At 27.7% G+C, this 22,385-nt stretch carries 26 protein-coding genes, 2 tRNA genes and 1 other RNA gene; 13 read left to right on the forward strand and 16 right to left on the reverse strand.

Features of this window, described 5'->3' with window-relative positions; genetic code table 11:
• Positions 1–5: 5 nt before the first annotated feature.
• On the reverse strand, positions 6–425 hold the full coding sequence (gene ybeY / locus H0H60_RS00545) for an rRNA maturation RNase YbeY (protein WP_185862786.1): 420 nt from the start codon (positions 423–425) through the stop codon (positions 6–8).
• Positions 426–481: 56 nt separating this feature from the next.
• Here ybeY and H0H60_RS00550 point away from each other — a divergent pair, with 56 nt between their 5' ends.
• Positions 482–1,183, forward strand: coding sequence for a CDP-alcohol phosphatidyltransferase family protein (locus tag H0H60_RS00550; RefSeq protein ID WP_185862787.1), 702 nt, complete (start codon positions 482–484; stop codon positions 1,181–1,183).
• Positions 1,184–1,186: 3 nt separating this feature from the next.
• Positions 1,187–1,954, forward strand: a complete 768-nt coding sequence (locus H0H60_RS00555; protein WP_185862788.1) for a 3'-5' exonuclease — start codon at positions 1,187–1,189, stop codon at positions 1,952–1,954.
• On the opposite strand, the gene htpG is transcribed toward H0H60_RS00555, so the two are convergent.
• The 5 genes from htpG to rpmB form a co-directional block, all read right to left on the reverse strand.
• A complete protein-coding gene (htpG, locus tag H0H60_RS00560; protein ID WP_185862789.1) occupies positions 1,955–3,793 on the reverse strand; it encodes a molecular chaperone HtpG in 1,839 nt (612 codons plus the stop codon).
• A 94-nt stretch (positions 3,794–3,887) separates the two neighbouring features.
• Complete coding sequence (ftsY, locus tag H0H60_RS00565; RefSeq protein WP_185862790.1) at positions 3,888–4,847, reverse strand: signal recognition particle-docking protein FtsY; 960 nt, start codon at positions 4,845–4,847, stop codon at positions 3,888–3,890.
• 24 nt (positions 4,848–4,871) lie between these two features.
• Complete coding sequence (locus H0H60_RS00570) at positions 4,872–5,036, reverse strand: DUF4295 family protein (RefSeq protein ID WP_185849899.1); 165 nt, start codon at positions 5,034–5,036, stop codon at positions 4,872–4,874.
• A 2-nt stretch (positions 5,037–5,038) separates the two neighbouring features.
• Positions 5,039–5,221, reverse strand: a complete 183-nt coding sequence (rpmG, locus tag H0H60_RS00575) for a 50S ribosomal protein L33 (protein WP_185849900.1) — start codon at positions 5,219–5,221, stop codon at positions 5,039–5,041.
• On the reverse strand, positions 5,221–5,448 hold the full coding sequence (gene rpmB, locus H0H60_RS00580; RefSeq protein ID WP_185862791.1) for a 50S ribosomal protein L28: 228 nt from the start codon (positions 5,446–5,448) through the stop codon (positions 5,221–5,223). Before rpmB ends, rpmG begins: the two co-directional genes overlap by 1 nt.
• 91 nt (positions 5,449–5,539) lie before the next feature.
• Here rpmB and H0H60_RS00585 point away from each other — a divergent pair, with 91 nt between their 5' ends.
• The 3 genes from H0H60_RS00585 (at position 5,540) to H0H60_RS00595 (ending at position 6,693) form a co-directional block, all read left to right on the forward strand.
• On the forward strand, positions 5,540–6,271 hold the full coding sequence (locus H0H60_RS00585) for a YebC/PmpR family DNA-binding transcriptional regulator (RefSeq protein WP_185862792.1): 732 nt from the start codon (positions 5,540–5,542) through the stop codon (positions 6,269–6,271).
• Between the two features lie 10 nt (positions 6,272–6,281).
• An RNA gene (gene rnpB, locus H0H60_RS00590) (RNase P RNA component class A) lies at positions 6,282–6,583 on the forward strand.
• 25 nt (positions 6,584–6,608) lie between these two features.
• Positions 6,609–6,693: transfer RNA gene (locus H0H60_RS00595), tRNA-Ser, on the forward strand.
• A gap of 19 nt (positions 6,694–6,712) precedes the next feature.
• On the opposite strand, the gene H0H60_RS00600 is transcribed toward H0H60_RS00595, so the two are convergent.
• The 3 genes from H0H60_RS00600 to rho all read right to left on the reverse strand — a co-directional run bounded on the left by H0H60_RS00600 (position 6,713) and on the right by rho (position 9,560).
• Entirely contained in the window at positions 6,713–7,846 is a 1,134-nt protein-coding gene (locus H0H60_RS00600; protein ID WP_185862793.1) for a DNA recombination protein RmuC, read from the reverse strand.
• Positions 7,847–7,885: 39 nt separating this feature from the next.
• Positions 7,886–7,958 (reverse strand) — tRNA-Met (locus H0H60_RS00605).
• 54 nt (positions 7,959–8,012) lie between these two features.
• Complete coding sequence (gene rho / locus H0H60_RS00610; RefSeq protein WP_185862794.1) at positions 8,013–9,560, reverse strand: transcription termination factor Rho; 1,548 nt, start codon at positions 9,558–9,560, stop codon at positions 8,013–8,015.
• A gap of 132 nt (positions 9,561–9,692) precedes the next feature.
• Here rho and H0H60_RS00615 point away from each other — a divergent pair, with 132 nt between their 5' ends.
• Together H0H60_RS00615 and prfA are read left to right on the forward strand one after the other, a co-directional pair.
• Positions 9,693–10,100, forward strand: coding sequence for a DUF4293 family protein (locus tag H0H60_RS00615; RefSeq protein ID WP_185862795.1), 408 nt, complete (start codon positions 9,693–9,695; stop codon positions 10,098–10,100).
• Between the two features lie 52 nt (positions 10,101–10,152).
• On the forward strand, positions 10,153–11,238 hold the full coding sequence (prfA, locus tag H0H60_RS00620; protein ID WP_185862796.1) for a peptide chain release factor 1: 1,086 nt from the start codon (positions 10,153–10,155) through the stop codon (positions 11,236–11,238).
• 7 nt (positions 11,239–11,245) lie between these two features.
• On the opposite strand, the gene accC is transcribed toward prfA, so the two are convergent.
• The 3 genes from accC to rpmF are packed head-to-tail and all read right to left on the reverse strand — an operon-like array spanning position 11,246 to position 13,340.
• Positions 11,246–12,622 carry an acetyl-CoA carboxylase biotin carboxylase subunit gene (gene accC / locus H0H60_RS00625; protein ID WP_185862797.1) on the reverse strand — a complete coding sequence of 459 codons (1,377 nt, stop codon included), beginning with the start codon at positions 12,620–12,622 and terminating at the stop codon, positions 11,246–11,248.
• Between the two features lie 23 nt (positions 12,623–12,645).
• Positions 12,646–13,128: an acetyl-CoA carboxylase biotin carboxyl carrier protein gene (gene accB / locus H0H60_RS00630; protein WP_185862798.1), complete on the reverse strand. Its 483-nt coding sequence runs from the start codon at positions 13,126–13,128 to the stop codon at positions 12,646–12,648.
• Positions 13,129–13,148: 20 nt separating this feature from the next.
• Positions 13,149–13,340 (reverse strand): 50S ribosomal protein L32, encoded by a 192-nt coding sequence (gene rpmF / locus H0H60_RS00635; protein ID WP_185862799.1) that lies wholly within the window; start codon positions 13,338–13,340, stop codon positions 13,149–13,151.
• A gap of 123 nt (positions 13,341–13,463) precedes the next feature.
• Between rpmF and proS the strand changes: the two genes are divergently transcribed.
• Positions 13,464–14,939, forward strand: a complete 1,476-nt coding sequence (gene proS / locus H0H60_RS00640) for a proline--tRNA ligase (protein ID WP_185862800.1) — start codon at positions 13,464–13,466, stop codon at positions 14,937–14,939.
• A gap of 21 nt (positions 14,940–14,960) precedes the next feature.
• On the opposite strand, the gene H0H60_RS00645 is transcribed toward proS, so the two are convergent.
• Positions 14,961–15,908, reverse strand: coding sequence for a dihydroorotate oxidase (locus tag H0H60_RS00645; protein WP_185862801.1), 948 nt, complete (start codon positions 15,906–15,908; stop codon positions 14,961–14,963).
• A 76-nt stretch (positions 15,909–15,984) separates the two neighbouring features.
• Here H0H60_RS00645 and pyrF point away from each other — a divergent pair, with 76 nt between their 5' ends.
• Together pyrF and H0H60_RS00655 are read left to right on the forward strand one after the other, a co-directional pair.
• On the forward strand, positions 15,985–17,352 hold the full coding sequence (gene pyrF / locus H0H60_RS00650) for an orotidine-5'-phosphate decarboxylase (protein ID WP_185862802.1): 1,368 nt from the start codon (positions 15,985–15,987) through the stop codon (positions 17,350–17,352).
• A 243-nt stretch (positions 17,353–17,595) separates the two neighbouring features.
• Positions 17,596–18,168, forward strand: a complete 573-nt coding sequence (locus H0H60_RS00655) for a MarC family protein (RefSeq protein WP_185862803.1) — start codon at positions 17,596–17,598, stop codon at positions 18,166–18,168.
• Here H0H60_RS00655 and H0H60_RS03170 read toward each other — a convergent pair.
• Complete coding sequence (locus H0H60_RS03170; protein WP_394366732.1) at positions 18,162–18,338, reverse strand: hypothetical protein; 177 nt, start codon at positions 18,336–18,338, stop codon at positions 18,162–18,164. The two genes, H0H60_RS00655 and H0H60_RS03170, sit on opposite strands and share 7 nt — an antisense overlap.
• 215 nt (positions 18,339–18,553) lie before the next feature.
• Entirely contained in the window at positions 18,554–19,555 is a 1,002-nt protein-coding gene (fbp, locus tag H0H60_RS00665) for a class 1 fructose-bisphosphatase (protein WP_185862804.1), read from the reverse strand.
• Positions 19,556–19,841: 286 nt separating this feature from the next.
• On the opposite strand from fbp, the gene H0H60_RS00670 reads away from it, so the two are divergent.
• Together H0H60_RS00670 and H0H60_RS00675 are read left to right on the forward strand one after the other, a co-directional pair.
• The gene (locus tag H0H60_RS00670) at positions 19,842–20,609 is read left to right on the forward strand and encodes a lysophospholipid acyltransferase family protein (RefSeq protein ID WP_185862805.1); all 768 of its coding nucleotides are present in this window, start codon (positions 19,842–19,844) and stop codon (positions 20,607–20,609) included.
• Between the two features lie 3 nt (positions 20,610–20,612).
• Positions 20,613–21,098, forward strand: a complete 486-nt coding sequence (locus tag H0H60_RS00675; protein ID WP_185862806.1) for a ribonuclease HI — start codon at positions 20,613–20,615, stop codon at positions 21,096–21,098.
• Here the strand turns inward: H0H60_RS00675 and H0H60_RS00680 are convergent.
• A complete protein-coding gene (locus H0H60_RS00680) occupies positions 21,095–21,874 on the reverse strand; it encodes an RNA methyltransferase (protein ID WP_185862807.1) in 780 nt (259 codons plus the stop codon). The genes H0H60_RS00675 and H0H60_RS00680 overlap by 4 nt on opposite strands.
• A gap of 73 nt (positions 21,875–21,947) precedes the next feature.
• Between H0H60_RS00680 and H0H60_RS00685 the strand changes: the two genes are divergently transcribed.
• Positions 21,948–22,379, forward strand: coding sequence for a deoxycytidylate deaminase (locus H0H60_RS00685; RefSeq protein WP_185862808.1), 432 nt, complete (start codon positions 21,948–21,950; stop codon positions 22,377–22,379).
• The last annotated feature ends 6 nt before the right edge of the window (positions 22,380–22,385 follow it).

Consider the following 22,385-nt stretch of genomic DNA (forward strand, 5'->3'; position numbering starts at 1 on the left):
TTTTTTCAAAATTGAAATAAAATTAAATAAAACTCCTCTTTTTTCTTCATTAGTTTTTCATTTATTCGATCATCATATCCCAAAAAATGCAATAAAGCATGTATCATAACTCTTTTTAACTCAACTTGAAAAAGTTGATTCCATTGTTTAGAATTCTCTAAAACACGATCTATGCTAATAAAAACATCTCCGGATATATTATTAGGATGATTAGTAGAAGAGTAAGCAAAAGCGATGACATCTGTATAAAAATCTTTTTGTAGATATTTTTGATTTATATTTAAAAGGTAATGATCATTACAAAAAATGTAATTAATATTACCAACTCCTTTTCCTTCATTTCTTAATATAAGATAGATTGTTTGAATAAAAAGAGATCTATTTGTAATAGAGAAGTTAGAAATTTCGTAAAAAAAATTAATCATAAAAAAATTTTTTTTATTTTTGCGACCACAAAATGATAGAGTTTGTATTATATTAAATGAAAAAAATAAGAAATGTAATTCCAAATATCTTTACTTTATTAAATCTACTTTTTGGATGCATTTCTATAACTTTTTTACAATCAAAATGTTTTGAATGTTCTGCTATTTGCACCATATTTTCATTGACTTTTGATTTTCTAGATGGATTTATTTCTAGACTCATGAAAAATGAAAGTCAATTAGGTAAAGAATTAGACTCTTTAGCAGATATGATATCTTTCGGTTTAGTTCCATCAATTATCGTTTTTATTCGATTGAAAAATATAGAAGAAATCCAAAAAATTCCATTCATTGAATGGTCTGCTTTTCTGATTGCCATATTTTCTGCATGGCGTTTAGCGGAATTTAATATCCATAACAATTATCGAAAAAATTGTGGATTAACTACTCCAGTAAATGCTTTGTTTTTCACTTCTTTATCTATTATAAAAAGTAAAAATATGGATTTTTTTGTATTATCTCCTATAAAAATACTTTTTATGATTTTATTTTCTTGCTATTTACTCATATCTAAAATAACAATGCTACCCTTGGTTTTTCAAGGTTTTTCTTGGAAAAAAAATAAAATACGTTATTTATTTTTATTGATTAGTATATTTCTTTTATTAATTTTACGCTTAGTAGCGTTACCATGTATTATCATTTTTTACATTATAACTTCAATTTATTTTCATAGATTTAGAAAAAAATCACATTAACACATGAAATTACGACTTTATCGTCCTATTTGCTTCTTCGATATAGAAGCTACAGGAGTCAATATTGGAAAAGATAGAATCATAGAAATATCTATATTGAAAATATTTCCAAATGGAAATCAGGAAGATAAAACATGGATTATTTTTCCGGAAAGACCTATTCCTCCACAATCTACAGCTATTCATGGAATTAAAGATGAAGATGTAGCAGGAAAATTACCATTTAGAGATGTAGCCATTCATATTTTTAGAATGATTGAAAATACTGACTTAGCGGGATATAATTCTAATAGATTTGATATCCCTATTTTAGTGGAAGAAATGTTACGCGCTGGGATCCCTTTCGATATCAAGAAACATAAAACAATAGATGTACAAGTTATCTTTCATAAAATGGAACCTAGAACTCTTTCCGCGGCTTATAAATATTATTGTAAAAAAAATCTTATAAAAGCTCATAGTTCCAAAGCCGATACATTTGCTACATACGAAATATTACTGGCACAATTAGAAAAATATCAAGATCTAAAACAAGATGTAAAAAGTTTAAATCAGTTCTCCCACCAAAAAAATTTAGCAGATCTTGCTGGTTTTGTAAAAATAGATGAAGAAGGAAACGAAATATTTAATTTTGGAAAGTACAAAGGAGAAAAAGTTCATGAAATTTTCGAAAAAGATCCAAATTATTATGGTTGGATACAGAATTCCGATTTTCCATTATATACAAAAAAAATATTGACAGGTGTGAAATTACGGAAATTTAATAAATAATTATTTAGCAAGATCTTCCAATTTTTTTGAAATAAAAAGAGTTAGATTTTTCCCATGCAACAAATTTTTGGATAAAAGAGTTAAATTTAAGGCTTCTTGAATGAGGGTTCTTCTCTTCTCTTCTTTTGGTTCCTTTAATATTTTTTTCATTAAAAGATGATTCGTGTTAACAATTATTTGATAAAATTTATCTTGATCATTTTTTCCAATTTCTTTTCCTAGAGTATTCATTTCTTTCATTCTTCGTAAAAATTCTGGGATGATGATTAAAAAAGGAGAATCATCCTTTGACAAATTTTCTAATTGTACGGAAAATTTATATTCTTTTATTAAATGAGTGTTGATAAGATTTTTTAAATCTTCTTTCTCTTTTTCCGAAAGTTCGGAAGAATACTTTTTCTCTTTGTGAATCAATTTATCAATATGATTTGAATCTATGCGAACAAAAGAAATATCTGGAGAATCCATTTCTAGTTTTTGGATCAAATGGACTGTAAGTGGACTATCCAAAACTAAAACTTCATAAGATCTATCTTCCGCATCTTTAATATAACTATATTGTCTTTCTTTATCTGAAGTATAGAGAATAATAATTTTTCCATCTTTGTTCTTTTGATAGTTTTTTATTTTTTCTTTGAATTCTTCCAAAGTAAAAAATATTCCATTTATAGTAGAAAAAATAAAGAACTTTTTAGCTTTTTCAAAAAAATTTTTTGTACTAATCATTCCATATTCTACGATAATTTTGATATATTCCCACTTATTTTGGAAATCTTTTCTATCTTTTCTAAACATAGAATCTAGTTTATCCGATACTTTTCTTGTAATATATTTTGATATATTTTTTACAGATGTATCTGATTGTAAATGAGAACGTGATACATTAAGAGGAATGTCTGGAGAATCAATCACGCCTTTTAATAAACTGAGAAAATCTGGGACTACTCCCTCTAAGTTATCCGTAATATAAACTTGATTTTGGTATAGATGTATTCTGTCTCTTTGAAAATCAATTTTATTTTCTATTTTTGGAAAAAATAAAATTCCTGTTAAACGAAAAGGATGATCAATATTTAAATGAATCCAAAATAAAGCATTTTCTAATTGATTTGGATATAATTCATGATAGAAATCCAGATAATCTTTATCCCTTAAAACGGTAGGATTTTTTTTCCAAGCGGGAGTAGTATTATTAATGGGGGTTTCTTTCTCTTTTTCCGTTGAATAAAGAGAAATAACTACAGGCATAAATTTACAATATTTATAAAGCAATTTTAAAATACGATCGTATTCTAAAAATTCTCTGCTTTCTTCATTAATAAAAAGAACTATTTCCGTTCCTCTATCTCTTTTTTCTATTTCCTTCATACTAAATGTTGGAGTCCCTTCGCAAGACCAAAAGATAGAAGGAGTATCTTTTTTATAAGATTTCGTGTAAATAAACACCTTACTAGCTACCATAAAAGAAGAATAAAAACCTAATCCAAAATGTCCAATAATAGAAGATCTAGAATTTTTATCTTGATATTTTTGAATGAATTCTTCCGCACCAGAAAAAGCTATTTGATTGATATATTTTTCTACTTCTTCTTTTGTCATTCCAATTCCATTATCAATGATATGAATAGTTTTATTTTTTTTATCAATTTTTACTTTTATTTTTAAATCATCAATAATTTCTTCTATTTTTCCCAATTTTGCTATAGTTTTTAATTTAAGAATAGCATCCGTTGCATTGGATACTAATTCTCTTAAAAAAACTTCTTGATCTGAATAAAGAAATCTTTTAATAATAGGAAAAATATTATCTGAAGTAACACTAATTTTATCTTTTTCCATAATAAAAATACGATGTGTTTGTATTATGATGCAAACACTAAAGAGGAATCACAAAGATTATACCATTTTCGATGTAAACGACATTATGTCAGTCCTACATTTGCATTTGTGGAATAAAAAAAGAATCAATAAACTTTTTTCCATCAAATTCTTTTAAATCTTGTATTTTTTCTCCTATTCCAATATATTTAATAGGAACTCGAAACTGATCCATGATCCCTATAACCACCCCGCCTTTAGCTGTTCCTTCTAGTTTTGTTAAGATGATGGAAGAAACTTTTACAAAAGTAAGAAATTGTTTTACTTGTTCAAAAGCATTTTGTCCTGTAGAAGCATCCAATACAAGCATAATTTCATGGGGAGCTTTAGGTATAACTTTTTTCATCACTCGACTTATTTTAGCAAGTTCTTCCATAAGACCAACGCGATTTTGCAATCTTCCAGCTGTATCAATCAACACAACGTCTATTTTTCTAGATTTAGCAGATTGTAAAGTATCGTATGCAACAGACGCTGGATCCGCATACATATGTTGTTTGATTAGTGGAACATTAACTGTATTTGACCATATTTCAAGTTGATTTATAGCTGCTGCACGAAATGTATCCGCAGCACCTATAATTAAATTAAATCCTTTTTTTTTTAGAAAAAAAGCCAATTTACCAATTGTAGTAGTCTTTCCAACTCCATTTACTCCGACCATCATAATTACGTATGGTTTTTTTTCTTCTTCTATTTTTTGTTCTAAACATTCATTTTTGATATCCTTAAATAGCGATTCAATTTCCTCTTTAAGAAGTTTATATAATTCTTGTATATCTCCACTATACTTTTCCTTTTGAATTCTTTTTTCAAGATTATTAATAATTTTTATGGTAGTTTCTGTTCCTATATCTGAAGACAACAACACTTCTTCTATATGATCAATAAAATCTGTATCTAATTTTGATTTTCGAAAAAAAAGACTCTTTATTCTAGAAAAGAAGGATTCCCTAGTTTTTTTCAATTCACGATCAAATGTTTCTTTTGTTTCCTTTTTTTTTAGAAAAAACATGATATCCGTATGAATTGAGTTATTTCAAAATAAGTCATTTTTTTTAAAAAAAATCTTGACATCGTTATCAGTTAACATTTTATTTTCAAAAGTATAAGAACCAGATTTTTTTGATTTAATTATTCTAATAGCTAAAATCATTTTTTTGGAAATCTTTTTCTTTTTATTTTCTGTAATTTTTTTAGACATATTTATTTAATTTCTTTATGAATAGTATGTTTCCTCAGTATCGAATTATATTTTTTTAATTCTATCCTGTTAGGAGTATTTCTTTTATTTTTAGTAGTCACATATCTAGAAGTCCCCCCCATCCCACTTTTTTTTTGTTCAGTACATTCCAAGATTATTTGAATTCTATTTCCTTTTTTTCCCATTAATATTTATATTTGAAACGTTTTAATGCTTTTTCGATTCCTATTTTGTTAATAAGTTTAATAGTAGAAGTACAAATTTTTAAGGTGATCCATTTTTTTTCTTTGGTTAAAAAAAAACGTTTTTTACATAGATTGATGTTGAAACGACGTTTGTTTTTATTATTAGCATGAGAAACTCTATTCCCGATCATTGCTCTCTTTCCTGTAAGTTCACAAACTTTTGACATAATTATTTTTTTTACTAACTTTAATTTCCTAGTTGAGCTAAGATAGATAAAATCTTTTTTTTCAAAAACAATCACAATATAATTATTTTCTATGTCAGGACACAGTAAATGGGCTAATATACAATATAGAAAATCTAATCAAGATTTTAGAAAATCTAAAAAGTTTTCTAAAATCATTAAAGAAATTTCTGTTGCAGTTAAAGAATCAGGTTCATATAAAACTTCGTTTCGTTTAAGAAATGCTCTACTAAATGCAAAATCCGTTAATATTCCTAAAAATACTATAGAAAGAGCTATGCAAAAAGCTTCACAAGCGAATACGAATAATTTTAAGAATTTAAATTTAGAAGGAAAAATTTTCGGAATTAGCATGATTATAGAATGTCTGACAGATAATAACATCAGAACTACTTCTGATATAAGAGTTTTTTTTCATAAAAAAGGAGGAAGATTATATCATAACGGTGAATTGGTACATTTATTTAATCGCATAGGAGTTTTTTCAATAAGAAAAAAAAATGTACCTAATTCTATGGAAGATTTTGAACTTATGGCTATAGATTTCGGAGCCAAGGATCTTATAAAAGATGGAAAAATGGTTTATATATACACAGATTTTGAATATTTTGGTTCTATGAAAAATCATTTAGAAAGATTGAATATTTCCCATCAATCAATAGTAAAGCGTATAGCGAAACACCCAAAATATATTTCAAAAAAAGAGGAAGAAAGAATATTAAGTTTCATGGAAAAAATTGAAAAACATGAAGATGTAAAAAATATTTACTCTGATTATGATCCCTATCATCAAAGAAATCAATAGTAATAACATGAAAGTAAAATGTCCTATCGCATTCTTTTTTTTAAGAATGAGGAAAGTCCGGACACCATAGAGCAGTACAATGGGTAATTCCCATCCACCGAAAGGTGAGGAATAGTGCAACAGAAAGAAAGTACAGGAAAGCTGTAGTGAAATCATGTAAACTCTGTACGGTGAAATGCCATGTATACCGGATAATAAAATAACTTGCTCGGTTTATACCGGGGGGTAGGCAGATAGAGATAGTGGGTAACCACTATCCTAGATAAATGATAGGTATAAAAACAGAATCCGGCTTATAGTCTTACTTTCATGTTCTTTTTTTTTTATGTTATGTTATGGAGAGATGGCCGAGAGGATTAAGGCGCACGTTTGGAAAGCGTGTTCACAAAAAAGTGTCAAGGGTTCGAATCCCTTTCTCTCCGCAGTATGAGTATTATCATATCAAGAGTTCTCTATATCTCTTAATTTTTTTTCAATTAAATTTTTCCTTACTCCCATTACCATATCTATATCTTTGGAAGCCGCTTGTAATTTATCTTGTGCTTGATGAAGTAAAAATCCAAATTTAGTAAACTCTTTTTTTACGGTTTCTAGAATATTCCACACTTCAGAACTTCTTTTTTGAATAGCTAATGTTCGAAAACCTATTTGCAAACTATTTAACATTGCAGCCAATGTAGATGGTCCTGCAATTACTATTTTGTACTTTCTTTGCAATTCTTCTAATAAACTTGAATTTCTTACAATCTCTGCATATATGCCTTCAAAAGGCAAAAAAAGAATAGCAAAATCAGTAGTATATGGAGGATCTATGTATTTTTCATTAATGTCTTTGGACATTTTTTTAAGAACAGATTCCATATTTTTTTTAGCTATTTCTAACTTTTTTTTATCTCCGAGACTATAGGCAATTTGTACTTTTTCATAAGTTTCTTTTGGAAATTTGACATCAATTGGTAACCATATAATATTTCCATCTCCAAGTCCTGGAAGTTTAATAGCAAATTCTACTACACAATTTGTACTAGATTTTGTAATGACATTACAGGCATATTGTTCTGGAGCAAGAATTTGTTGTAAAAGCATAGAAAGTTGCATTTCACTAAAACTACCACAAATTTTCACATGATTTAAAGTTCTTTTTAATGCATTCACATCTTGTGCTAAAATCTTCATATCTCCCAATCCACTCTGTAAGAATAACAATTGATTTCCAATAAATTCAAAAGATTTACCCAAATGTAAGTTCAAGGATTTTTGAAGTTTTTCATTCACACTTTTTCTGATATCTTCTAGTTTTTTTTCTGTTATTCTAACTAATTTTTCTTGTTCTATATGAACAACATTTAATTTATGAGATTGGTTTTCAAAATAAAGATTCATTTTTGCCTCAATAGAATTTTGAAAATCTCTTATAGATTGTATCAGACTATCTTTGAAATCTTTCGAAGTATTTGTGAACTCACCTCGCTGATCTTTCAATTCATCCCTTAAAATGGTTTCCAGTTTTCTAAAAAAGTAAAGAAAAAAAACTACAGAACATAATAAAAACCCTAAAGGATAACTTATTCCCATAAAAATAATCTCATAATTATTTTTTGAAGAAAAAAAAAATAGCGGGAATAGGACTCGAACCTATGACCTTCGGGTTATGAGCCCGACGAGCTACCAACTGCTCCATCCCGCGATAATTACGATAATATAAAGTTTTTTATTTATAAAACCAAATAATCTATAAAAATTATCCATTCATAGATATTAGGAATTCTTCATTATTTTGAGTTCTAGCCATACGTGATCTCAAAAATTCCATAGCTTCTACAGGATTCATATCGGAAAGATGTTTTCGTAAAATCCACATCCTTTGTAAGGTGTTGGTATCTAGCAACAAATCATCTTTTCTCGTACTAGAAGAAACCAGATCAATAGCCGGATAAATTCGTTTATTGGCAATTTTTCTATCTAATTGAAGTTCTTTATTTCCTGTTCCTTTAAATTCTTCAAAAATCACCTCATCCATCTTAGAACCTGTATCAATCATAGCAGTAGCAATAATAGATAAAGAACCTCCATTTTCTATATTTCTTGCTGCTCCAAAAAACCTTTTTGGTCTATGTAAAGCATTTGCGTCTACTCCTCCTGATAATACTTTACCAGATGCAGGAGCCACTGTGTTATAAGCTCTAGCTAAACGTGTTATAGAATCTAATAAGATAACTACATCATGAGAACATTCTACCATTCTCTTAGCTTTTTGCAATACTATATTAGCTACTTTCACATGTCTTTCTGCAGGTTCATCAAAAGTGGACGCGATCACTTCTCCTTTAACATTTCGTTGCATATCCGTGACTTCTTCTGGACGTTCATCAATAAGTAATATAATCAAATAGACTTCTGGATGATTGGCCGCAATAGCATTAGCGATTTCTTTTAATAAAGTAGTTTTTCCTGTTTTTGGAGGAGCGACGATCATCCCTCTTTGTCCTTTTCCTATAGGAGTAAAAAGATCGACTATTCTTGTAGAAAGAGTAGCATTTTTTTCAGCTAATTTAAATTTTTCATTTGGAAAAAGTGGAGTCAAATGTTCAAAAGAATCTCTTTCTCTTACAAAAGAAGGAGGTCTTCCATTTATTTCAAGAATTTTAATCAAAGGAAAATATTTTTCTCCATCTTTGGGTGGACGAACTTCTCCTCTTATCGTATCTCCCGTTTTCATTCCAAAAAGTCTAATTTGAGATTGAGAAACGTAAATATCATCAGGAGATGATAAGTAATTAAAATCAGAAGATCTTAAAAATCCATAATTCTCTGGCATTATTTCTAATACCCCCTCACTAATTATAATGCCCTCAAATTCATATTCAGGAGTACGATATTTATTAGTAACCTTCTGTGAAAATACACTTTCTGATCCCGAATAAGATTCTGATCTATCATTTTTTTTCCAATAATATTTTTTTTGGTATTTTCCAGTTTCTTCTGAAAGTTTTGAATAATTTTTTAGATTTTCTTGATTCGTCAATTTTTTTTTTCCATTGACACTTTCTAAAAATGTAGTCTTTGATTCCGTATTTTTTCGACCTTTAAATCCTTTTTTTAATAAAGAATTTTCTATCTTTGGATTTGTTGTAGATGTCGTATTTTTATTATTGCTATTGAAAATGGAAATAATTTTTTCTAGGAGTTCGTTTTTTCGTAATTGTGTACATTTTTTTAATCCTGAAGAACGAGCAATCTCCTGTAATTCAAAAAGTTTTTTACTTTTTAATTCAGTAATATCAAACATAAAGTAATTGGGTTATATTTTATATATGCCATTCTTGGCTTATAAGACAGTATATAATACTATAAACACAATACAATTATACAAATTAATTTGAACTTCTAGAGAAGAAATTAGAAAATATTTTTTTTGCCTATGTTCTATCGGATACAAACTTTTTATTTATTTATATCAATATTAGTTTCTTCTATTTCTTTACATTTTTATCCATATTCCAAAAAATATATCAAGCATTCCTTCTTTTTATTAGATAGATTTATTTTAATTGTTATAATAACATGTTTAATTTTATCTATTTTAAGTTTTCTTTTTTTTCAAAAAAAAAAACTACAAATATTTTTCAATAGTCTAAATATACTTTTCAGTAGTACTACTTTTATATTGATTCTTATTTTTTCATGTTTTCAATCGAATAAATATTTCTTTCTTTCAAGAAAAACGAACCTTTTTCTTACGTTTTTATCTATATGTTTCTTATATCTTTCTAGTAAAGCAATCAAAAATGATATAAAATTAATCCATTCCATGGATAGAATACGATGACAGATGAAATAAGTATTTAAATTCTTTTTGCTAAAAAAACATTGAAAAAAAAATGAAAAAAACTTCATTAATTAAGAAATTTGAAGTACTTGAAAAAGAATTTCATGAAATTTCCAATTCGATTATACAACCTCATATTGTATCCAATCAAAAAAAATATAAAATATTATTAAAGAAGTATCGAAAGTTGGAGAAAGTAGTAAATATTTATGATAAATACAAAAAAAAGTTAACAGCACTTCAAGAAGCTAACTATATTTTAAAAAACGATTCAGATCCAGAAATGAAAGAAATAGCTTATTTGGAAAAAAATCAAATTTTAGAAGATTTGTCTGATTTTGAAAAACAATCAGATGATCTACTATTTGATACTTCTACTACAGGAATAGAAAATATAGAAGACGATCATAGAAATGCTATCGTAGAATTACGTTCTGGAACAGGAGGAGATGAGGCTTGTCTTTTTGTAGAAGATATATTACGAATGTATATAATGTATTTTAAACAAGTAGATTGGAAATATAAAATCATCCATGCTCAAAAAGGAGGAATTCAAGGTTACAAAGAAATAATTTTAGATGTAAGTGGAAAAGAAGGAGTTTATGGAAATTTGAAATTTGAATCTGGAGTCCACCGAGTTCAAAGAATCCCAAAAACAGAATCTCAAGGTAGAGTACACACATCTGCTATCACCGTAGCAGTTCTACCTGAAATAAAAGACATAGAAATGAAGATCAATTTATCGGATATAAAGAAAGACACATTTAGATCCAGTGGATCTGGAGGACAACATGTAAATAAAACAGAATCAGCTGTACGATTAACACATATTCCAACTAAAATAACAGTAGAATGTCAAGAAGAACGTTCGCAACACAAAAATTTTGAAAAAGCGATGAACGTTTTACGATCACGTATTTATCAAAATGAAAAGGAAAAAAGATTTAAAGAACGATCTATAAAGAGAAAATCTTTAGTTTCTACAGGAGATAGATCCGTAAAAATACGGACCTACAATTATCCTAAAGGAAGAATTACGGATCATAGAATTCATAAATCTATTTATGATCTTGTAGGATTCATGAATGGAAATATTCAAGAAATGATTAATCTATTAAAATTATCTGAAAAGAAATAGAAAAAAATCAATAATTATGATTTGATCCATTATCATCAAAATTGGAATCTAAGTGAAGTGTATCTAAAAAATTTGTATTATAGTCTCCTTTCAAAAAGTCATTATTTTGCATAAGCTGTTTATGAAATGGGACAGTCGTACGAATCCCTTCTATTATAAATTCATCTAATGAACGACGCATTTTTTCAATAGTTTCTTTTCTACTTTTTGCGGTAGTGATGATTTTAGCAATCATAGAATCATAATAATGTGGGACTCTATATCCTGCATAAACATGGGTATCTACACGAACCCCTTTTCCTCCTGGTAAATGCATTTGAGTGATTTTTCCAGGCACAGGACGAAAATCTTGATAAGGTTCTTCTGCATTAATTCTGCATTCCATAGAATACATTTTTGGATAATAATTTTTTCCAGAAAGTTTTTTCCCATCAGCTAAAAAAATTTGTTCTTGTATAAGATCTAAACCTGTTATTTCTTCGGTAATAGGATGTTCCACTTGAATTCTCGTATTCATTTCCATAAAATAAAAATTACGATTTTGATCTACTAAAAATTCTATAGTTCCTACTCCTTCATAACGAATAAATTCAGCAGCTTTTATAGCTTCTTCTCCCATTTTCTTTCTCAAAAAATGAGTTAAAAAAGGAGAAGGAGCCTCTTCCACCAGTTTTTGATTTCTTCGTTGAATAGAACAATCTCTTTCGGATAGATGACAAGCTTTTCCATATTGATCACTAATAATTTGTATTTCTATATGTCTTGGATTAATAATTAATTTCTCTATATACATATCTTTTTTTCCAAAAAATGCTAAAGATTCTTTTTTTGCTTCTTCCCAAGAACGTTTTAATCCTTCTTTATCTAAAACAGATCGTATTCCTTTTCCACCACCTCCAGAAACTGCTTTGATAATGATAGGATACCCTATTTTTTCTGCAATTTTTTCTATTTCCTTATAAGAAGATTCCAAAAAACAATCCGATCCAGGAAGACACGAAATTCCAGCTTTTTTCATAGTTTTTTTAGCTGAAATTTTATTTCCCATCTGAATGATATGATTTGGAAGTGGACCTATAAACTTAATTCCATGTTTTTTGCACATAGATGAAAAATAGGCATTTTCAGATAAAAAACCATACCCAGGATGAATGGCGTCTGCATTTGTAATTTCGGCCGCAGATATTAAATTTGGAACATTTAAATACGATTTATATGGAGAAGGAGGACCAATACAAACGGCTTCATCTGCAAAATAAACATGGAGACTATGTCTATCTGCTGTAGAATAAACAGCTACCGTTTTTATCCCCATTTCTTTAGCAGTACGTATGACTCGTAAGGCAATTTCCCCGCGATTAGCAATTAATATTTTTTTAAACATAAATTGTAATGTATCCGATTCTTTTAATAATTAGGATCTAAAACAAATAAAGGTTGATCATAATCAACTGGAGTAGAATCTTCTACAAGAATTTTCACAATTTTTCCATCTACTTCAGATTCTATATCATTAAATAGCTTCATTGCTTCTATTACACAAATTTTTGTTCCTATTTTTATCTTATCTCCTACTTTCACAAAGGGGTCTTTATCTGGATGAGGTCTACGATAAAAAGTTCCAATCATAGGAGATTTAATAGTGATGTACTGATTCTTATCAGGTTTTTTTTCCATTTCTAATTTAGAAAACCTATCGGAAAAATCCGAAACAGGAGAATAAATTCTTCTGTTTTTTTTGTATAAAATTGGATTCAATGACTTGTTTCTTTTTTTTCTAAAAATGTTATTCTTAATATGAATTTGAGCTTCTCCTATTTTCACCCTTACTTCACGAATATTAAATTTCGAAATCAATTGAATCAGTGATTTAATATTTTTAAAATCCATAAATTTTACCGATAATCTACTTAAGATGGATTATCTTTTTGCAATACCATTTTCCCTCTATAATATAGTTTGCCTTCATGCCAATAAGCATGGTGATACAAATGTTTTTGGTGAGTTAAAGGACATTTAACTAATAAAGGTTCCTGTATTTTTATATGAGCTCTTCTTTTATTTCTCCTAGATTTAGATTGTCTTCTTTTAGGATGTGCCATAATAAATAATATACTCTTTTAATAAATCACTAATTTAGAAATAAAATTAAATGCTCTATAATAAAAATAATTTTTTTATATTTAATAATCATATTCCTAATAAGTTTTTCTTGATTTTTTTTTATGCATCAATTAACTAAACGTAGTGTGGATTATTCCAAATGGTATAATGAAATTATCATTAGATCTGGCTTAGCAGAATTTTCCGGCATTCGTGGTTTTATGATTATCAAGCCATATGGTTTTTCTATATGGGAAATCATAAAAAACACATTAGACAAAATGTTTAAAGAAACGGGACATGAAAATGTTTATTTCCCCATGCTTATTCCTAAATCATCTTTCTCGAAAGAAAAAAAACATATTGCAAGTTTTTCTAAAGGATGCGCTATAGTCACGCATTGTAAGTTGAAAAAAAATATAGATCAAGAGGAATTAACTGTAGATCCACAATCTAAACTACAAGAAGAATTAGTTATTCGACCTACTTCTGAAAGTATCATATGGAAAACTTATCGACAATGGATTCATTCTTATAGAGATCTTCCTATTCTTTTGAATCAATGGGGAAATGCTATTAGATGGGAAATGCGAACCCGTTTATTTTTAAGAACTTCTGAATTTTTATGGCAAGAAGGTCATACGGCTCATTCTACTGAACAAGAGGCCCTCGAAGAAACTAAAAAAATATTAAATATTTATACGGATTTTTCTGAAAACATTATGGCAATTCCTGTAGTACAAGGAGTGAAACCATATATGGATAAATTTTCTGGATCTGAAACCACATTCAGTCTAGAAGCCATGATGCAAGATGGAAGAGCTTTACAAATTGGAACTTCACATTTTCTTGGACAAAATTTTTCAAAAGCTTTCGATGTGAAATTCACTAATAAAAATGGGAAACAAGAATATGTATGGTCTACATCTTGGGGAGTTTCTACTAGATTAATAGGTGGAATCGTCATGTTACACTCAGATGATTATGGATTAATTTTACCTCCTAAAATAGCTCCTATACAAATAGTTATTATTCCTATATACAAAAACCAGCAAGAATTAAGTAAAATAAATGAAATAGCTGTAAGGATACAAAAGATTATAAAAGAAAAAGGATTTAGTGTGAAATATGATAACAGAGAGTTTTTTACCCCTGGATGGAAATTTCATGAATACGAAATGAAGGGGATCCCCATACGAATTCACATTGGTTTGGATGAAATCATAAAAGAAAAAGCCGAAGTGTTTAGAAGAGACACTTACGAAAAAGTAGATGTTTCTTGGAATCATCTCATCACTTTTATTCCAAAACTTCTTGATAAAATACAAAAAAATCTATATCAAAGAGCTTTAAATCGAACAAAAAAATTGACCATGATTTCAGATCATTATGAAGATTTTAAAAAAAAAATAAACAATGTAGGAGGTTTTATTTTGGCTCATTGGGATGGAACGCAAAATACAGGAAAAAAAATTCAAGAAGAAACGGAAGCTACTATACGTTGTATTCCAATTGATACTAAAAAAAAAGAAGTCGGAAAATGTATTTATTCTGGAAATCATTCTTCTCAAAGAGTTGTTTTTGCAAAATCTTATTAATTCAATTAAGAATAAGTGAGATTAAAAAACGTTTAATTTTCCTATAAATCTATTTATAGATGTGTATTTCTTTTTTTGTAAAAGATGAACTAACTCTTTTCTCAATCTATCAAAAATAGAGACCCCTTCTTTTATAAATTGTGTTCCTATTTGAACCGCTGATGCCCCACATAATATATGTTCAAAAATATCTTCTCCGGAACAAATACCTCCACATCCTATTATAGGAATTTCTTTGCGTAGGTAAGTATAAAATTGACGAATATTGGCTAATGCAAATGGTTTAATAGTTTTTCCTCCTATCCCTCCAAAACCCATTTTTGGTTGAATCACCACAGTTTCTTTATTGATATCAATGAAAAGACCATTAGGCAAACTATTAATACAAGTAACAAAGGAAATAGGATATTTATTTAATATAAAAGCCATTTTTTGAATATGCTTATTTTCAAAATAAGGAGGTAACTTAATCCCTAAAGGTTTTTTATAAAATTTAAATATATTTTCGAGAATTTTCGAAATATTATTAAAATCATAACCTAATACTTGATCTTTTCCAATAATATTTGGACAAGACAAATTTAATTCTACTGCACTGATATGGGAAGAAAGATTTGCTTTATGAAGAAGAATATAATTTTCCTCTATAGTAAGTCCTGATATCGATAAAAAAAAAGGTTTTTGATGATTTTTTTTTTCTAAGAAATCTAAATAAAAATCTATTCCGAGATTGGGGAGTCCCATAGAATTAATACTTCCCATATTCCATTCGAAATATCTAGGCTCTAGATTTCCTTTTCTTGGTTTCAATGTGCAACTTTTTGTTACAACAGCTCCAGAAGAGCTGACTATTAATTTATTAAGATCTACTTCTGTAGTACAGAGGACTCCTGATGCATTCATAATACAAGAAGCAAGTTTGATCCCATTTATATTAGCGGATATATCTATTTTTTTTTTCATGATCATATAATAAATTATGTAAATAATATAACACAAAACCCACAAGGATAAAATTTTTAACTTTACCAAAAAGAGGTTTTTTATGGAAGAAAAAGAACAGTTTTTTTTAAAAATTTATAATTTAGGTATCATCAAATTTGGTGATTTCACCTTGAAAAGTGGAATGACTTCTCCTATATATATAGACTTTCGTCCAATAGCTTCTAGACCAGATTTATTAATCAAACTTTCTGATTTGCTTCTTAGTGAAGTTCCATATCATACGTTTGAACTTATTTGTGGAGTTCCATATGCGGCTTTACCTATAGCTACTACTTTATCCTTAAGGTCAAACATCCCTTTGATTATTAAGAGAAAAGAAAATAAAGGCTATGGAACTAAGCGAATGATAGAAGGGATTTACAAAAGAGGACAAAATTGTCTTCTTATAGAAGATGTAATAACAAGTGGAGATAGTTTATTACAAACCGTGAGAGATCTTGAAAAAGAAGGATTGATTATTAAAAACATTCTATCTATTCTTGATCGTGAACAAGGAGGAATAGATAATATCAAAAAAAGAGGATTTAATATACGGACTTTATTTCGTATAGGAGAAGTTTTAAAAATATTAGAAAAAAAAGATCTTTTAAAGGAAAAAGAGATACATATCATTCAACTTTTTTTCAAAAAAAAGAATAAAAAAAATTTTCAGGAAAAACGTATTTCCTATGAAGAAAAAAAAGAAAAAATTTCTCATCCCATTGGAAAAAAACTTCTTGACATAACGTTGAAAAAAAAAACCAATTTGATTGTTTCAGCAGACTTAATATACTCTGAAAAAATTTTAGAACTAGTTAATTTGACAGGAGATTCCATTTGTGGATTGAAACTGCATGCAGATATTATTAGTGATTTTTCATCTTCATTCATTGCCTCTCTTAAAAAAATTTCTGTAGAAAAGAAATTTTTATTATTTGAAGATAGAAAATTATGTGATGTAGGACCTACTAATTATCTGCAATTACATCATGGAATACATAAAATTTCTTCTTGGGCAGATATTTTAACTGTACATGTACTTGCGGGAAGTATCAGTATACAAAACTTGAATATTCCTCCAAATATGGGATTGATTACTGTATCTGAAATGTCTTCTTCTGGAAGATTATCTGATGATAATTATATAAGAAAAGCTTTAAACATTTCTTTGAAAAATCCAAAAGTAATTGGAACCGTTGCACAAAGAAAAGTAGACGATAGATTATTATTATTTACTCCTGGAATTCATTTTTCTCAATCAAAAGAAAATTCTATGGGAAATACGTACATTCATCCTAATCAAGCATTTCAAGAAAGCAGAAGTGATTTTATCATAGTTGGAAAAGCTATTTATCAATCTAAAAATCCAAAAATAGTGGCAGAAAAATATAGAGAGGTAGGATGGACCGCTTATAAAAATGGACTTTAGAAATTATACTTAATATTATAACAAGACTTCAAATTAAAACATGAATAGATTAAGTTTTTTTTCAAAAAAATTAATGATACTGATTATATTTTTGTTTAATTTGTGCATAGATAGATAAGAGGAGGATGATAGAATTAAATATTTTTTTCTCGAAAGAGACATTATTAATTATGTTTTATCATCTTTATTATCCTCAAAAAACTCTAATTCGAAACTTAAAATTTTTTTGAATAAATTTTGAATATGGAATGGATAAATTCATTAATCAGTTGTTTCATGATCCTTTTTAGCATTATCGATATACTAGGAAATGCTCCCATAATTATGGGTTTTAAATCCAAAGGAAATATTATAGAGACAAAAAAAGTGATAGTGACTTCTCTTATTATCTTTTTATCTTTTTTGTTTTTAGGACAACCGATGCTAAAGATTATTGGTGTAGATGTCCACTCTTTTTCTGTTGCAGGATCTATCGTTTTGTTTCTAATTGGATTAGAAATGATTTTAGGCATAGATCTTCATAAAGTCACAGAAAATGCCCAAACTTCTATCGTTCCAATTGCTTTTCCACTTATAGCGGGACCTGGATCATTGACTACTCTAATTTCGCTAAGAACTACATATGATGTAAATGTTATTCTTATCTCATTGATACTAAATATGATAGTCGTTTACTTTGTCATAGATAGATGTGATTTTATAGCTGAAAAAATAGGAAATAATGGTTTAGATATACTAAAAAAGATATTCGGGATCGTTTTATTAGCTTTTGCAGTAAAAATTTTTGGAGCTAACGCAGGTCAATTATTTCAATAAATATGTTCAGTATTTATAATTATATTAAATATTTTTTTAATAGAGTAATTAATATCCTGGAATTTTGGTAAAAATTTTCCTACATAAATAAATACAATATGATAACTACAACTAGTTCGCTTTATTTTTTCTTCTAAAATAGATTTATTCAATAAAAAAGAGGCCCGCAATAAACGTTTTATTCTATTTCTATGTACGGATTTTTTGAACTTTTTTTTTTACCAAAGTCCCAATTAGCTTTGTCCATCTCGTTTTATTTTCCTTATTCGGATACAATAAAAAAAAACTATAAACAGGGAATACGGGTAATAATTTTCCGTATTTGATTGTATTATAAATAATATTTTTTTTTCTTTTTACTTCAAAGCCCATACATACATACATTTCAAGTTTTCTCATCATTCATAAATTCCTCCAACTTTGAAACCATCCCTACAGGTCCACAAATGAATGGAGTCCTTTGATGTAATTTGAAAGGTTCTATATCTAGAATTCTTTTTTTTCCATCAGAAGCTTTTCCACCCGCTTGTTCTGTTAAAAATGCCATAGGATTGCATTCATAAAGTAACCTCAATTTTCCATTTGGAGAAAGCGCTGTTTTAGGATATATATATATACCTCCTTGTATCATATTTCTATGAAAATCTCCCACTAACGATCCAATATATCGTGCCGTATAAGGACGATTATCTTTTTCTTCTTGACAATATCTTATAAATTTTTTTATTCCATTAGGAAATCTAATATAATTTCCCTCGTTGATAGAATAAATTTTTTCTACTTCAGGAAAATGAAGTTTAGGATGAGATAAATAAAAAGTTCCTACAGAAGGATCTAAAGTAAATCCATGTACTCCATTTCCTGTAGTATAGACTAAGATAGTGGAAGATCCATAAATAATATATCCTGCAATAATTTGTTGATTTCCTTTTTGTAAAAAATCTTCTATTCTTAAATCCATTTGAATAGGAGTATTTTTGATATACACTGAAAATATAGTACCAATAGACACATTGACATCTATATTGGAAGAACCATCCAGTGGATCTATTAAAACAATGTATTTATTTTGAAGAGGATTTTCTTTTTCTCCATTTATAACTATAAAATCTTTGCTTTCTTCCGAAGCTATGCCACAAACTACATTTCTGCTTTTAAATGATTCAATAAAAATTCTATGTGCAAAATCATCTAGTTTTTGTTGATTTTCTCCTTGTATATTAGTTATTCCGGAACTCCCAATTTTTTCGGTTAAACCGGCTTTATTCACCTCCTTATTAATAGCTTTAGCTGCTAATTTAATAGAACTGAATAAACGTAATAAATCTTCTGTGGAATATAAAAAACGATCCCTATTTTCTATGATAAATTCTCCTAATGTATACATGATGTATTGGAAAATATATAAATATCAGATTTTTTTTCTTTTCTGAAAGCATTGAATCTTTATGAAAAAGACAAAGATTTTTAAATAAAATAAAAATCATCTATTTATGTACTTAATATTCTATTTTTTGTACAAATTTAGAGTTAATTTCATTTGAAAACATGATAGAATACAAACTGTAAAAATTCAAATTTTAATCTTTAAAAAAAAAGTTATAAATTTTTAACCACAAAAAAAAGAAGGAATAAATACATTCATTCGTTTTTTTGAGTAATTTTATTAGTTCATGAAAATTCTTCAAATTTCATTTATATTATTATGGCGTGCCTGGTTTTTTCTAATCAATATCTTTTTAGTGCCATTATGGGCAGGAGCATCTATTCCATTTCTTTTTAAAGATAAATATTATCATATTGCATATTGGTTTCACCAAATGTGGGCAAGGAGCAATCTTTTTCTCATGGGGTTTTGGTATGTACTAGAAAAAGATAAAGAAACATTAGATAAGAATAAACAATATGTGATTATCAGTAATCATAGTTCTATTATGGACATTATGTTGATTTACTCTTTAATGAGAAACCATCCCTTAGTTTTTGTAGGAAAAGCAGAGTTAGCCAAACTTCCTTTTTTCGGTTTTGTTTATAGAAGAAGCAATATATTAATAGACAGGAAAAATTTGTCTAGTTGCATACAAGTATTTAAACAAATACAGGAAAAAGTCGATTCTGGAAAAAGTGTTTGTATTTTTCCAGAAGGAGGAGTTCCTAATCCTTCTATTTTTTTAGATCATTTTAAAAGTGGTGCCTTTTCTATCGCTATAATAAAAAAGATACCTATTGTTCCAATTACCATAGCTGATATAAAAACAAAATTTCCCAGTTTTCCTATTATAAAGGGTGGACCTGGAAAAATACGAATAAAACAACATCATTCCATTTCAACAAAAAACTTATCCTTAAAAGACAAAAATTTTTTAAAAGAAAAATGTTTTAATTTAATTAAATATCAATTAGAAAAATTTGAACGTGAAAAAATAAAAAATGATAATTAACTCGTGAACAAAAAGATTCATATTTACACAGATGGTTCTTCTAAAGGAAATCCTGGACCTGGTGGATATGCGATTTTTATAGAAGTAGTAGGAACTTCTTATAGAAAAGTACTTTCCGAAGGTTTTCGTTATACCACTAATAATCGAATGGAACTATTAGCCATCATAGTTGGATTAGAAAAAATTACAAAAACGAAACAGAATATTGTTGTGTTTACCGATTCTAAATATGTGGTAAATACTATTCAAAACAATTGGATATATAAATGGAAAAAAAATAATTTTTATAAAAAAAAAAACGTAGATCTATGGATCCGATTTTTAGATATATTTAATCAACATTTTATTGTGTTTCAATGGATAAAAGGACATGATTTTCATTATATTAATGATTATTGTGATCGACTATCCGTAGAAGCTTCCAAAAGAAAAAATCTAAAAATAGATCATGTTTATGAGAAATATGAAAAGAAAAAAAATATTCATTAATTATAATTTCTTTGTCTAAGAACTTCATATATGATTATAGACATAGCATTACTTACATTTAGAGAATCTATATCTCCAAACATCGGGATAGTTATTATTTTGTGAGCGATATTTAACCAAATAGGCGATACTCCCTTACTTTCTGAACCTAAAACAATAGCTAAACGTGAATAAAATTGAGTTCTATATAATTGTATAGACTTTTCATGAAACCCTGTTACTACAATTTCTATTTTTTTCTTTTGTAACCATGAAATAATAGAATTTGTTTCCTCAATGATAATTTTGTTTGTAAAAACACTTCCTAGACTACATCTGATTATATTAGGATTGTAGATATAAGTTTTTATATTACATAATATAATGAAATGAACCCCGACCGCATCAGCTATTCTTAGCATAGCTCCTAAATTTCCAGGTTTTTCTATCCCATCTAATATAAGAATAAAAGGATTTTTAGGGATTTTTATATTTTCTAATCTTTCAAGATTTTTTCTTTTAAATAATGCTATGATTCCACCGGAATTTTCTCTATAGGCTAATTTTTTGAAGGCTTTTATACTAATAAAAAAAACAATGTGATTAAACGATTTGATAAGATTATATTTATAAAATATTTTTTTACATATGAAAATTTCCATGGGGAAATAATTACCTTTTATAGCCATTTCAAATTCTTTAATTCCTTCTACGAAAAAGATTTTACTGTAACTTTTTTTATAAATTTTTATTAAATTCCTAATTTTATGACTACGTGTCCCATATATATTTTCCATGATTATGAAATTTCTAAAAAATATGATAGAACTTACATGAATCTAGCTATAGAATGGTCAAAATTATCTTATAATGAATTATGAAATTTCTAAAAAATATGATAGAACTTACATGAATCTAGCTATAGAATGGTCAAAATTATCTCATTGTAAAAAAAAAAAAGTAGGAGCTATTATCGTAAAAAATAACCGAATCATATCCGATGGATACAACGGAACTCCAAGTGAATTTGATAATATATGTGAAGATCAAAATGGAGATACTAAATGGTATGTTCTGCATGCAGAAGCAAATGCTATTTTAAAAATGTCCACCTATTCGTATTCTTGTAAAGGTGCTTTTTTATACATTACACATTTTCCATGCAAAGAATGTAGCAAATTAATTTATCAGTCTAAAATTAAAAGAGTCGTATATTTATATGATCATAAATATACCATAAAAAATGATGGATTAAACTTTTTAAAAAAATCTAAAATCATAGTAGATCCTATTTTTGAATAATTACAA

The sequence above is a fragment of the Blattabacterium cuenoti genome (genome assembly GCF_014251735.1).
In the GTDB taxonomy this organism is placed as follows: Bacteria; Bacteroidota; Bacteroidia; order Flavobacteriales; family Blattabacteriaceae; genus Blattabacterium; species Blattabacterium cuenoti_C.

What these genes read in the sequence shown, in the direction of transcription:
- ybeY (WP_185862786.1), bottom strand. Translation starts at nt 425, where the DNA reads ATGATTAATTTTTTTTACGAAATTTCTAACTTCTCTATTACAAATAGA.
- H0H60_RS00550 (WP_185862787.1), top strand. Translation starts at nt 482, where the DNA reads ATGAAAAAAATAAGAAATGTAATTCCAAATATCTTTACTTTATTAAAT.
- H0H60_RS00555 (WP_185862788.1), top strand. Translation starts at nt 1,187, where the DNA reads ATGAAATTACGACTTTATCGTCCTATTTGCTTCTTCGATATAGAAGCT.
- htpG (WP_185862789.1), bottom strand. Translation starts at nt 3,793, where the DNA reads ATGGAAAAAGATAAAATTAGTGTTACTTCAGATAATATTTTTCCTATT.
- ftsY (WP_185862790.1), bottom strand. Translation starts at nt 4,847, where the DNA reads ATGTTTTTTCTAAAAAAAAAGGAAACAAAAGAAACATTTGATCGTGAA.
- H0H60_RS00570 (WP_185849899.1), bottom strand. Translation starts at nt 5,036, where the DNA reads ATGTCTAAAAAAATTACAGAAAATAAAAAGAAAAAGATTTCCAAAAAA.
- rpmG (WP_185849900.1), bottom strand. Translation starts at nt 5,221, where the DNA reads ATGGGAAAAAAAGGAAATAGAATTCAAATAATCTTGGAATGTACTGAA.
- rpmB (WP_185862791.1), bottom strand. Translation starts at nt 5,448, where the DNA reads ATGTCAAAAGTTTGTGAACTTACAGGAAAGAGAGCAATGATCGGGAAT.
- H0H60_RS00585 (WP_185862792.1), top strand. Translation starts at nt 5,540, where the DNA reads ATGTCAGGACACAGTAAATGGGCTAATATACAATATAGAAAATCTAAT.
- H0H60_RS00600 (WP_185862793.1), bottom strand. Translation starts at nt 7,846, where the DNA reads ATGGGAATAAGTTATCCTTTAGGGTTTTTATTATGTTCTGTAGTTTTT.
- rho (WP_185862794.1), bottom strand. Translation starts at nt 9,560, where the DNA reads ATGTTTGATATTACTGAATTAAAAAGTAAAAAACTTTTTGAATTACAG.
- H0H60_RS00615 (WP_185862795.1), top strand. Translation starts at nt 9,693, where the DNA reads ATGTTCTATCGGATACAAACTTTTTATTTATTTATATCAATATTAGTT.
- prfA (WP_185862796.1), top strand. Translation starts at nt 10,153, where the DNA reads ATGAAAAAAACTTCATTAATTAAGAAATTTGAAGTACTTGAAAAAGAA.
- accC (WP_185862797.1), bottom strand. Translation starts at nt 12,622, where the DNA reads ATGTTTAAAAAAATATTAATTGCTAATCGCGGGGAAATTGCCTTACGA.
- accB (WP_185862798.1), bottom strand. Translation starts at nt 13,128, where the DNA reads ATGGATTTTAAAAATATTAAATCACTGATTCAATTGATTTCGAAATTT.
- rpmF (WP_185862799.1), bottom strand. Translation starts at nt 13,340, where the DNA reads ATGGCACATCCTAAAAGAAGACAATCTAAATCTAGGAGAAATAAAAGA.
- proS (WP_185862800.1), top strand. Translation starts at nt 13,464, where the DNA reads ATGCATCAATTAACTAAACGTAGTGTGGATTATTCCAAATGGTATAAT.
- H0H60_RS00645 (WP_185862801.1), bottom strand. Translation starts at nt 15,908, where the DNA reads ATGATCATGAAAAAAAAAATAGATATATCCGCTAATATAAATGGGATC.
- pyrF (WP_185862802.1), top strand. Translation starts at nt 15,985, where the DNA reads ATGGAAGAAAAAGAACAGTTTTTTTTAAAAATTTATAATTTAGGTATC.
- H0H60_RS00655 (WP_185862803.1), top strand. Translation starts at nt 17,596, where the DNA reads ATGGAATGGATAAATTCATTAATCAGTTGTTTCATGATCCTTTTTAGC.
- fbp (WP_185862804.1), bottom strand. Translation starts at nt 19,555, where the DNA reads ATGTATACATTAGGAGAATTTATCATAGAAAATAGGGATCGTTTTTTA.
- H0H60_RS00670 (WP_185862805.1), top strand. Translation starts at nt 19,842, where the DNA reads ATGAAAATTCTTCAAATTTCATTTATATTATTATGGCGTGCCTGGTTT.
- H0H60_RS00680 (WP_185862807.1), bottom strand. Translation starts at nt 21,874, where the DNA reads ATGGAAAATATATATGGGACACGTAGTCATAAAATTAGGAATTTAATA.
- H0H60_RS00685 (WP_185862808.1), top strand. Translation starts at nt 21,948, where the DNA reads ATGAATTATGAAATTTCTAAAAAATATGATAGAACTTACATGAATCTA.